This window comes from Zavarzinia sp., assembly GCF_049306435.1.
GTDB lineage: Bacteria > Pseudomonadota > Alphaproteobacteria > Zavarziniales > Zavarziniaceae > Zavarzinia.
In genome coordinates, this window is record NZ_JBAQRT010000226.1 from 1 (window position 1) to 9,269 (window position 9,269).

14 protein-coding genes are annotated in these 9,269 nt (G+C 67.8%); 1 reads left to right on the plus strand and 13 read right to left on the minus strand.

Annotated features, from left to right (window positions below; translation table 11 throughout):
- Nucleotides 1-102 precede the first annotated feature (102 nt).
- Both WAZ62_RS13245 and WAZ62_RS13250 read right to left on the minus strand, forming a co-directional pair.
- Nucleotides 103-654, minus strand: a complete 552-nt coding sequence (locus tag WAZ62_RS13245; RefSeq protein ID WP_422644010.1) for a bactofilin family protein — start codon at nt 652-654, stop codon at nt 103-105.
- 237 nt (nt 655-891) lie between these two features.
- Complete coding sequence (locus tag WAZ62_RS13250) at nt 892-1,581, minus strand: EI24 domain-containing protein (protein WP_422644011.1); 690 nt, start codon at nt 1,579-1,581, stop codon at nt 892-894.
- Nucleotides 1,582-1,656: 75 nt separating this feature from the next.
- Here WAZ62_RS13250 and WAZ62_RS13255 point away from each other — a divergent pair, with 75 nt between their 5' ends.
- Nucleotides 1,657-2,649: an adenosine kinase gene (locus WAZ62_RS13255; protein ID WP_422644012.1), complete on the plus strand. Its 993-nt coding sequence runs from the start codon at nt 1,657-1,659 to the stop codon at nt 2,647-2,649.
- A gap of 3 nt (nt 2,650-2,652) precedes the next feature.
- Here the strand turns inward: WAZ62_RS13255 and WAZ62_RS13260 are convergent, their stop codons facing one another.
- From WAZ62_RS13260 to dnaJ, 11 genes are all read right to left on the minus strand, one after another.
- Nucleotides 2,653-3,018, minus strand: a complete 366-nt coding sequence (locus WAZ62_RS13260) for a histidine triad nucleotide-binding protein (protein WP_422644013.1) — start codon at nt 3,016-3,018, stop codon at nt 2,653-2,655.
- Nucleotides 3,019-3,023: 5 nt separating this feature from the next.
- Nucleotides 3,024-3,353, minus strand: a complete 330-nt coding sequence (locus WAZ62_RS13265) for a phosphoribosyl-ATP diphosphatase (protein ID WP_422644022.1) — start codon at nt 3,351-3,353, stop codon at nt 3,024-3,026.
- Between the two features lie 8 nt (nt 3,354-3,361).
- Nucleotides 3,362-4,120: an imidazole glycerol phosphate synthase subunit HisF gene (hisF, locus tag WAZ62_RS13270; protein ID WP_373068719.1), complete on the minus strand. Its 759-nt coding sequence runs from the start codon at nt 4,118-4,120 to the stop codon at nt 3,362-3,364.
- Nucleotides 4,120-4,851, minus strand: coding sequence for a 1-(5-phosphoribosyl)-5-[(5-phosphoribosylamino)methylideneamino]imidazole-4-carboxamide isomerase (gene hisA, locus WAZ62_RS13275; RefSeq protein ID WP_422644014.1), 732 nt, complete (start codon nt 4,849-4,851; stop codon nt 4,120-4,122). Before hisA ends, hisF begins: the two co-directional genes overlap by 1 nt.
- Entirely contained in the window at nt 4,848-5,504 is a 657-nt protein-coding gene (gene hisH / locus WAZ62_RS13280; protein WP_422644015.1) for an imidazole glycerol phosphate synthase subunit HisH, read from the minus strand. The genes hisA and hisH overlap by 4 nt, the downstream gene beginning before the upstream one ends.
- Entirely contained in the window at nt 5,501-5,860 is a 360-nt protein-coding gene (locus tag WAZ62_RS13285) for a DUF2628 domain-containing protein (RefSeq protein ID WP_422644016.1), read from the minus strand. The genes hisH and WAZ62_RS13285 overlap by 4 nt, the downstream gene beginning before the upstream one ends.
- Entirely contained in the window at nt 5,860-6,459 is a 600-nt protein-coding gene (gene hisB / locus WAZ62_RS13290; RefSeq protein ID WP_422644017.1) for an imidazoleglycerol-phosphate dehydratase HisB, read from the minus strand. Before hisB ends, WAZ62_RS13285 begins: the two co-directional genes overlap by 1 nt.
- A gap of 75 nt (nt 6,460-6,534) precedes the next feature.
- Complete coding sequence (locus tag WAZ62_RS13295; RefSeq protein ID WP_422644018.1) at nt 6,535-6,849, minus strand: BrnA antitoxin family protein; 315 nt, start codon at nt 6,847-6,849, stop codon at nt 6,535-6,537.
- A complete protein-coding gene (locus WAZ62_RS13300; RefSeq protein ID WP_422644019.1) occupies nt 6,846-7,097 on the minus strand; it encodes a BrnT family toxin in 252 nt (83 codons plus the stop codon). Before WAZ62_RS13300 ends, WAZ62_RS13295 begins: the two co-directional genes overlap by 4 nt.
- Nucleotides 7,098-7,157: 60 nt before the next feature.
- On the minus strand, nt 7,158-7,961 hold the full coding sequence (gene dapB / locus WAZ62_RS13305) for a 4-hydroxy-tetrahydrodipicolinate reductase (RefSeq protein WP_422644020.1): 804 nt from the start codon (nt 7,959-7,961) through the stop codon (nt 7,158-7,160).
- Nucleotides 7,962-8,086: 125 nt separating this feature from the next.
- A complete protein-coding gene (gene dnaJ, locus WAZ62_RS13310) occupies nt 8,087-9,226 on the minus strand; it encodes a molecular chaperone DnaJ (protein WP_422644021.1) in 1,140 nt (379 codons plus the stop codon).
- Nucleotides 9,227-9,269: the final 43 nt, after the last annotated feature.

Genomic DNA, 9,269 nt, shown 5'->3' on the forward strand with positions numbered 1-9,269 from the left:
GCCGACGGCTCGGCGCAGGCGGCGATCAGAACCAGGAGGGCGGCCAGGACGACCGCCCTCGGGAAATGCGCGGCACTCAACACACGACGAAGTATCGCGGGATCAGACCAGCGTGCCTTCAGTCGACGGGAAGGTGAGCGGGGCCGGAGCCGAAACCACCGGGGACGAAACCACCGGGGACGGGGCGGGCGTGGTCGCCGGGTCGGCCGCGATCGGATTGCCCTGGACGGTGTTGATGTCGCCGACCAGTTCGCCGCCGCATTCGATTTCCAGCTGGCCGTAGCGGATCTCGCCCTTCACCTTGCCGGTGGCGCGGATCAGCAGGCGGCCGCGGCAGATCAGCGTGCCCTCGAAGGTGCCGCCGATCAGCGCCTCGTCGATCTCGGCCGCGCCCTTGAAGACGCCGGTCGAGGTGATCTCGATCACCCGGCTCTCGGTCAGGGTGGCGTCGACCCGGCCTTCCACCACCAGCTTGTCGCAGGCGGTGATCTGGCCCGACAGGACGATGTTGCGGCCGACGATCAGTTTCTTGTCGTCGGACGACGGCGGCGGCGCCGATGGCATGGACGGCGCCAGCGGCCGGCTCATGCCCGGCAGCTCGCGGCTGGGGCGGGCGACTTCGGGGCGGAAACTCGTCGAATCATGGTCGGCCATGGCGGGCGTGCCTTGCTGCTGAAGGGAAGGGCTGGGGGTGGCCGGGCGGACCGGCGTGGGTGTGAAGGCGGTGGCGGGCTTGGCGGCCTGGGGGGGTGGCTCCGGGGGGCCGCTTCGTTTTCCGAACATCGATCTCTCCTGAATCCTCGTTCGCTGGCCTGGCCAGTTCACAGTGTCAGCACCGGCAGGTGCCGGATCGCTCTCTATCCCTCGGGCCGGGGTACAGGCCCCCGCCCCTCAACCCCGTCGCCGCGACAGGCGCACCCCGCGTTCGAGATGCACCATGGCGGCGAGTGTGACCAGCGGCGCGATCAGATTGACGATCGGCACCACCATCAATGCCGTCCCCAGCAGACCGGCACCGAATACAAGCAGGCGATTCGCCCGCCGCCGCGCGGCGGCTTCGGCCGGCGACGCATGTCGCATGGCAACCTGCTCGAAATATTCCCGTCCGACAAGATAGCCGTTGAGGACCAGGAAAACCAAGAGGTTGAGGAGAGGAAGCACGAAACCCGCAAGCTGCAGGGGCAGGGCGACGATGTTCAGGGCGACGGTGATCACCAGAAACTTCAGTCCCGACACCGCGCCCTCGACGAAGCCGATCTCCCGCCCCGGCGGATCGGCCGGGTAATCCCGGGCGGCCACCCGCGCCGCCGCCTCGTCGAGGAACAGCGACTGCAATGTCGTCATCATCACCGGGAACATGAAGGCGAGGCCGATGCCGGTCAGGATGCCGCCCAGGATGCGCAGGGTCTCGTCCAGCCAGATCCAGCCCGTGCTGGGCGCGAAACCGAGGCCCTGATAGGCCCCGGCGACGAGAAGAACGCTCAGCGCGAGGCCCATGAACAACACCCGCCACAGGATCGCCCGCAAGGGCGGCGACAGGGCATCCTCCAATCCTTTCAGGAATGCGGGGATCAGCGACATGGGGTGATGGCTCCTCGGTTCTGGACGGGTCCGTCGTCATCCTTATACTGCGCCGCGAGATTTTCGGGGATGAACATGACCACTGCCCGTTTCGATGTCCTTGGCATCGGCAATGCGATCGTCGACGTGCTGGCGCCGGCCGACGACGCCTTCATCGACCGTGAAGGCCTGATCAAGGGTTCCATGGCGCTGATCGACGCGGCCCAGGCCGAAGCGCTTTATGGCCGGATGAACGCCGGGGTCGAGGCTTCGGGCGGCTCGGCCGCCAACACGATGGCGGGCGTCGCCTCGCTCGGCGGTGCCGCCGCCTTCATCGGCCGGGTGCGGGACGATGGCCTCGGCAAGGTCTTCACCCATGATATCCGCGCCATCGGCGTCTCCTTCGAGACCGTGCCGGCGACGGAAGGACCCAACACCGCGCGCTGCCTCGTCATGGTGACGCCCGATGCCCAGCGCACCATGGCGACCTATCTCGGCGCCTGCGTCGGCCTTGGTCCCGACGATGTCGATCCGGCCCAGGTGGCGGATGCCGAAATCACCTATCTCGAAGGCTATCTGTGGGACCCGGAAAACGGCAAGGCCGCCTTCCGCAAGGCGATCAACGCCGCCCATGAAGCCGGGCGCCGGGTCGCCCTGTCGCTGTCCGACGCCTTCTGCGTCCACCGCTGGCGCGGCGAATTCATCGACCTCGTCTCGGGCGGCGGGGTCGATATCCTCTTCGCCAACGAGGGCGAGATTTCCGCCCTGTTCGAGACCGGCGACTTCGACGCCGCCCTGCAGGCGACGCGGGGCCTCGGCATCACCGCCGCGCTCACCCGCTCGGAAAAGGGCTCGGTCATCGTCGGCGGCGACGAGGTCCATGTGATCGACGCGGCGGTGCCCGGGAAGCTGGTGGATTCGACCGGCGCCGGCGATCTCTACGCCGCCGGCTTCCTCCATGGCCTCACCCGCGACCTCGGCCTTGCCCGCTCGGGCCGCCTCGGCTCGCTCTGCGCCGCCGAGGTGCTGGCGCATTACGGCCCCCGGCCGCAGGTCAGCCTCGCCGACTTCGTCGCCGGGAAATACTGACGCCTAACCCCGCCGCAGCAGCAGGGGACCCAGCGGACGGCCGCCGGTGATGTGCACGTGGAGATGCGGCACCTCCTGGTGGCTGTTGGCCCCATGGTTGGCCAGCAGGCGGTAGCCGCCGGCATCGACCCCGACCAGTCGGGCGACCTCGCCCACGGCGCGGACGAAGCCGGCGATTTCGGCATCCGTGGCATGGGCCGAGAAATCGTCCCACGAGACGTAAGCGCCCTTGGGGATCACCAGGACATGGACCGGCGCCTGCGGGTGGATGTCGTGGAAGGCCAGGGCGTGCTCGGTCTCGTGCACCTTGTCGCAGGGGATCTCGCCGCGCAGGATGCGGGCGAAGATATTGCTCGGATCATAGGCCATCGGAACTAACCCTTCGGACGGCTGGCCTTTTCGGCGACCCCCGACAGGCCTTCCCGGGCCTCGAGTTCGGCCCAGACATCGGCCGGGGTCAGGCCCCGTTCGGCCAGCAGGATGAACAGATGGAAAATCAGGTCGGCGGCTTCGCCGACCAGTTCCGTCTCACTGCCGGCGAGACCGGCGAGGGCGGCTTCCACGCCTTCCTCGCCCACCTTCTGGGCGATCTTGGCGCGGCCCTTGGCGAAGAGCCGGGCGACATGGCTGTTCGCCGTGTCGGCGCCCTTTCGCGACAGAATGACCTGGAACACCCGGTCGAGGATGGCGGGATCGCTCATGATCTTCCCCGTCACAGGCGCATGGGCACGCCCCGCGCGGCCATGTGTTCCTTGGCCTCGCGGATCGAAAACGTGCCGAAATGGAAGATGGAGGCGGCAAGCACGGCCGAGGCATGACCCTCGAGAATGCCGTCCGCCAGATGGTCGAGGGTGCCGACCCCGCCCGAGGCGATGACGGGCACGGTGACGGCGTCCGATACCGCCCGGGTCAGGCCGATATCGAAGCCGGCCTTGGTGCCGTCCCGGTCCATCGAGGTCAGCAGGATTTCCCCGGCGCCGAGCGAGACCATGCGCTGCGCCCATTCGACCGCGTCGATCCCGGTATTGCGCCGGCCGCCATGGGTATGGACATGCCATTTGCCGTGGCTGTCGCCCTTGGCGTCGATGGCGACGACGATCGACTGGCTACCGACCTTTTCCGCCGCCTCGCGCACGAAATCGGGCCGGGCCACGGCGGCGGAATTGATCGAGACCTTGTCGGCGCCGGCCAGCAGCAATTGCCGGACGTCCTCCAGCGTGCGGACGCCGCCGCCCACGGTCAGCGGCATGAAGACCTGTTCCGCCGTGTGGCGCACCACGTCGAGCATGATCGCCCGGTCGTCGCTGGACGCCGTGATGTCGAGGAATGTCAATTCGTCGGCCCCGGCGGCATCGTAAAGCCGCGCCTGTTCGACGGGATCGCCGGCATCGCGCAGGTCGACGAAATTGACGCCCTTGACCACGCGGCCGTTGTGGACGTCGAGACAGGGGATGACCCGGGCCTTCAGCATCACGCCGCCCTTTTCGTGAGGGCCAGCGCCGCCGCCGGGTCCAGCCGCCCGTCGTAGAGCGCGCGGCCGGAAATGGCCCCGGCGATCGGCGTGCCCGCGACCGCCATCAGGGCCTCGATATCGGCAAGGCCGGCCAGCCCGCCCGAGGCGATGACCGGGATCGAGACCGCGTCGGCCAGCGCCGCCGTCGCCGGGACATTGACGCCGGTCAGCAGCCCGTCGCGGGCGATATCGGTGAAGATGAGGGCGGAAACGCCCGCATCCTCGAACCGTTTCGCCAGATCGATTGCCGTGATCGACGAGGTTTCGGCCCAGCCCTCGACCGCGACCATGCCGTCGCGGGCGTCGATGCCCACGGCGACATGGCCGGGGAACAGCTTGCAGGCTTCGATCACGAGGGCGGGATCGCGCAGGGCGACGGTGCCGAGGATGACGCGGGTCAGGCCGCGCTTCAGCCAGCCCTCGATCATCGCGAGGCTGCGGATGCCGCCGCCCAGCTGCACGGGAACATCGGTCGCCTTCAGGATCGCCTCGACCGCCGGCCCGTTCACCGCATTGCCGGCGAAGGCACCGTCGAGATCGACGACATGCAGCCATTCGAAACCCTGGGCCTTGAAGGCGGCTGCCTGTGCGCCCGGGTCCTTGTTGTAGACGGTGGCCCGGGCCATGTCGCCCTGGGCGAGGCGGACGCATTCGCCGCCCTTGAGGTCGATCGCGGGGTAGAGGATCACGGACGCCACCTCAGGAAGCCGGCGATGAGCGACAGGCCGAAAGCCTGGCTCTTCTCCGGGTGGAACTGGGTGCCGAACAGATTGTCGCGGGCGACGATGGCGGTGACCGGGCCGCCGTAATCGGCGGTCGCCACCAGGTCTTCGCCGCGCTCGACCTGCAGGGCATAGGAATGGACGAAATAGGCGTGTTCGCCCGAGCGGGCATGGCCCAGCACCGGGTGATGATGGCGGATGGACAGGTTGTTCCAGCCCATGTGCGGGATCTTCAGGCGCTTGTCGTCCGGCGCCAGCCGGTCGACGACGCCCGGCACCCAGCCGAAGCCGGCGTGATGGCCGTGCTCCAGCCCCTCGGTCGCCATCAGCTGCATGCCGATGCAGATGCCGAAGAACGGCCGGGCTTTCACCTTCACCGCTTCGGTCAGGGCATCCATCATGCCCGGCAGGGCCTGGATCGAGGTCTTGCAGTCGGCGAAGGCGCCATCGCCCGGCAGCACCACGCGCTCGGCCGAAAGCACCACCTCGGGCTTGTCGGTGACGATGATCTGCGACGGGGACAGGCCGACCTCTGCGCCCATGCGCTCGAACGCCTTGGCGGCGGAACGCAGGTTGCCCGCGCCATAGTCGATGATGGCGACGGCGGGTTTGACAGTCATGAACGCACCTTCAGAACGACGCGGTCCTCGGCGTCGGCGCGGCTGTCGCCGCAGACGACGCCAATGGCCTGATGGCCACGGCGAGCCAGCACCCGGCGGCGGATCTCGCCGGCCTCGAAGCCCGTGAACAGGGCGGCGGCCAGCACGCTCAACTCGGGCAGGGGCCGGTCGGGCAGCAGGAAAATCCCGGCGGCGATGCCGGCCCCGACGAAGCCGAGCCAGAGGATCGCCTCGATCCAGGCGGCATGGGCCAGCAGCCACAGGGGACCGAACAGGAAGGCAGCGAGCGAGAAACGCTCCGCCACCAGCTCGATCTCCGGCAGGGGGCCATGGACCGTATAGGCGATCGGCCGCATCAGAGGGTGCCGCCCAGCACGCCCTTGGTCGAGGGCACGGCGGCGGCGGCGCGCGGGTCGATCTCGATCGCCGCGCGCAGCGCCCGGGCCAGCGCCTTGTAGCTGCTCTCGACGATATGGTGATTGTTCTCGCCGTAGAGATTCTCGACATGCAGGGTGATGCCGGCGCCTTGCGCGAAGGCCTGGAACCATTCCTTGAACAGTTCGGTATCCATTTCGCCCAGTTTGTCGCGGGTGAAAGTCACCTTCCAGATCAGATAGGGCCGGTTCGAACAGTCGAGGGCGACACGGGTCAGCGTCTCGTCCATCGGGATCAACGCATCGCCGTAACGCCGGATGCCCTTGCGGTCGCCCAGCGCCTTGGTGAAAGCCTCGCCGATGGCGATGCCGGTGTCTTCCGTCGTGTGGTGGAAGTCGATATGGGTATCGCCCCGGGCCGTCACCGTCAGGTCGATCAGCGAATGGCGCGAAAGCTGTTCGAGCATATGGTCGAGGAAGCCGATCCCGGTCGAGACCTGGTACTGGCCGGTGCCGTCCAGGTTGATGGCGACCGAAATCTCGGTTTCCTTGGTCTTGCGGGCGATCGTGGCGGTCCGCATCGGCATATCCTCGAAGCATTGAATGGCGCCCCTTTACCACGGGCGCGCGCGGCAAGCCATAGATTGGGCGGCGACCTATTTGATTCCGGCCGCTTTCTTCAGGGCTTCGTCGATACGGGTCTGCCAGCCCGGACCCCCGGCCTTGAAATGGTCGAGCACGGATTGCGACAGGCGGATGGTGGTCGAGACCTTGGGGCTGTCCGACTTCGGCCGGCCCCGGCTGCGGCGCAGGCTCTCGGCCAGATCGGGGAAGACTTCGGCGAAGGGCCGCGCGGCTTTCAGGTCCTCGTCGGTGAAGGACGCTTCCGCAGCTTCGACTTCGTCCCAATCTTGCCTGCTGAAGCCGTGGCCGGGCTCGAAGCGGGTCAGGAGTTTCTTCCTGGCGGTCATGGCAGCAGACTCCTTTCCTTGCGGTTGGCGGGGCGCATACTGATCACGGCAATCCCTTGCGTGCCGAGGCGGGCGAAAATGACGGCAATCGTGCCATCGCGCAAAATGCCGATGGCCTTGAACCGGCCCTGGACTGACGGGGTGATCACGGCGGTTTCGAAGAACGAACCATCGGCCAGATCGACGAAGTCGAATCCGTGCTTGGCAAGATTCAGTTGCCGCTTCGGCTCATCCCAGATGATGCGCATGAGTTAACGTAACAACGAAAAAAGGCCGGCGCCACAATTTTCGTTGTTACGATAATTCTCTCAGCCGAGATCGAGAACGTCCGCCATGTCATAGAGGCCGGCGGGCTTGCCGGCGGCCCAGAGGGCGGCGTGGATGGCGCCGCGCGAGAAGATGCCGCGGTCGGTCGCCTTGTGGGTGAGTTCCACCCGCTCGCCGTCGGCAGCGAAAAGGACCGAATGTTCGCCGACGACATCGCCGCCGCGAAGGGTGGCGAAGCCGATGTGGCCCTTCACCCGGGCGCCGGTATGGCCGTCGCGCACCCGGTCCGAAACCGCGTCCAGGACGACATTGCGCCCGGCGGCAGCCGCTTTGCCCAGCGCCAGGGCGGTGCCCGAGGGGGCGTCGACCTTGTGGCGGTGATGCATCTCGACGATTTCGATGTCCCATTCCTCCGGCCCGAGGATGGCGGCGACCTTGCGGGTGAGGCCTGCGAGCAGGTTGACGCCGAGGCTGTAATTGGCCGCCTGCACCACGGGGGCATGGCCCGCGGCGGCGACAACGGCCGCCTGCTGGTCGGCGGACAGGCCGGTGGTACCGATGACGAGGGCCTTGCCGGTCCTGGCCGCCAGCGTCGCGTGGGACGGCGCGGCGACGGCGGCGGTGAAGTCGATCACGACATCCGAAAGGGCGAAGAGCGCGGCGGCATCGTCGGTGATGACAACACCCAGCGGATCGCGGCCGACGAGCGTGCCGAGATCGGTGCCGATCAGGGGCGAGCCCGGCCGTTCGGTGCCGCCGGCGATGGTGGCACCGGCGGCGAGGCCGGCGTTGATCAGGCTGCGCCCCATGCGGCCGCCGCAGCCGAGAATGCCGATGGTGGTCATGGCGTTAGGGCTCCCCTACAGAGCGTCATCCCGGCGCAGGCCGGGATCTCGCGGGTGTTGTCTTCGGTGCTTTCCGTCCCGAGACCCCGGCCTTCGCCGGGGTGACGATACGGGCTGGGCGGCGGCTATTCCGTCAGGTCGTTCCAGAGTTCCTTCACCTTGGCGAAGAAACCCTCGGACTCTGGGCTGGTGCCCTTGCCGCCGGCCTTCTCGAATTCCTTCAGCAGCTCTTTCTGCTTGGGCGTGAGGTTCATCGGCGTCTCGACCACGGCATTGATGTAGAGGTCGCCGAAGGCGCCGCCGCGCAAGGTCGGCATACCCTTGCCCTTCAGGCGGAACTGGCGGCCGGTCTGGGTGCCGGCCGGGATCGCCACCCGGGCGCGCGAGCCGTCGATGGTCGGCACCTCGATGCTGCCGCCGAGCGCCGCGGTCACCATGGGGATGGGCACGCGGCAGAACAGATTGGTGCCATCACGCCGGAACAGGGCGTGGGGGGCGACGGTCAGGAAGATGTAGAGATCGCCCGGCGGCCCGCCGCGCACGCCGGCTTCGCCTTCGCTGGCGAGGCGGATGCGGGTGCCGTCCTCGACGCCCTGGGGAATGTTGACCGAAAGGGTCTTTTCCTTGGCGGTGCGGCCGTGGCCGCCGCAGGCCTTGCAGGGGTCCTTGATGATGCGGCCGGCGCCCTGGCAGGTCGGGCAGGTCCGCTCGACGGTGAAGAAGCCCTGGGCCGCCCGCACCTTGCCGGCGCCCTGACAGGTCGGGCAGGTGGTCGGCTTCGAGCCGGCCGCCGCGCCCGTGCCATCGCAGACTTCGCAGGCGATGGTGGTCGGCACCTTGACCTGGGTCTTCTTGCCCTTGAAGGCGTCTTCAAGGCTGATTTCCATGTTGTAGCGCAGATCCGAGCCGCGCATGGCGCCGTTCGGATTGCCGCGCTGGCCGCCCCGGCCCATGAATTCGCCGAACAGATCGTCGAAGACATCGGCGAAGGACGAGCTGAAGCCGAAACCGCCCGCGCCGCCGCCAGGGCCACCGCCACCCTCGAAGGCGGCATGGCCATAGCGGTTATAGGCCGCGCGCTTCTCGTCGTCGGAAAGGACGGAATAGGCTTCGTTCAGTTCCTTGAACTTCTGTTCCGCTTCCGCGTTGCCCGGGTTCTTGTCCGGGTGCCACTTCATCGCGGCCTTGCGGAAAGCCTTCTTGATGTCGTCGGCCGAGGCCTCGCGCGCGACGCCCAGAAGTTCGTAATAATCGGCCTTCGCCATGGCGGACTCCTTTAACCAGCCGTGCCGGCCGTCCCCTTACGGG

What these genes read in the sequence shown, in the direction of transcription:
- WAZ62_RS13245 (WP_422644010.1), bottom strand. Translation starts at nt 654, where the DNA reads ATGGCCGACCATGATTCGACGAGTTTCCGCCCCGAAGTCGCCCGCCCC.
- WAZ62_RS13250 (WP_422644011.1), bottom strand. Translation starts at nt 1,581, where the DNA reads ATGTCGCTGATCCCCGCATTCCTGAAAGGATTGGAGGATGCCCTGTCG.
- WAZ62_RS13255 (WP_422644012.1), top strand. Translation starts at nt 1,657, where the DNA reads ATGACCACTGCCCGTTTCGATGTCCTTGGCATCGGCAATGCGATCGTC.
- WAZ62_RS13260 (WP_422644013.1), bottom strand. Translation starts at nt 3,018, where the DNA reads ATGGCCTATGATCCGAGCAATATCTTCGCCCGCATCCTGCGCGGCGAG.
- hisF (WP_373068719.1), bottom strand. Translation starts at nt 4,120, where the DNA reads ATGCTGAAGGCCCGGGTCATCCCCTGTCTCGACGTCCACAACGGCCGC.
- hisH (WP_422644015.1), bottom strand. Translation starts at nt 5,504, where the DNA reads ATGACTGTCAAACCCGCCGTCGCCATCATCGACTATGGCGCGGGCAAC.
- WAZ62_RS13285 (WP_422644016.1), bottom strand. Translation starts at nt 5,860, where the DNA reads ATGCGGCCGATCGCCTATACGGTCCATGGCCCCCTGCCGGAGATCGAG.
- hisB (WP_422644017.1), bottom strand. Translation starts at nt 6,459, where the DNA reads ATGCGGACCGCCACGATCGCCCGCAAGACCAAGGAAACCGAGATTTCG.
- WAZ62_RS13295 (WP_422644018.1), bottom strand. Translation starts at nt 6,849, where the DNA reads ATGACCGCCAGGAAGAAACTCCTGACCCGCTTCGAGCCCGGCCACGGC.
- WAZ62_RS13300 (WP_422644019.1), bottom strand. Translation starts at nt 7,097, where the DNA reads ATGCGCATCATCTGGGATGAGCCGAAGCGGCAACTGAATCTTGCCAAG.
- dapB (WP_422644020.1), bottom strand. Translation starts at nt 7,961, where the DNA reads ATGACCACCATCGGCATTCTCGGCTGCGGCGGCCGCATGGGGCGCAGC.
- dnaJ (WP_422644021.1), bottom strand. Translation starts at nt 9,226, where the DNA reads ATGGCGAAGGCCGATTATTACGAACTTCTGGGCGTCGCGCGCGAGGCC.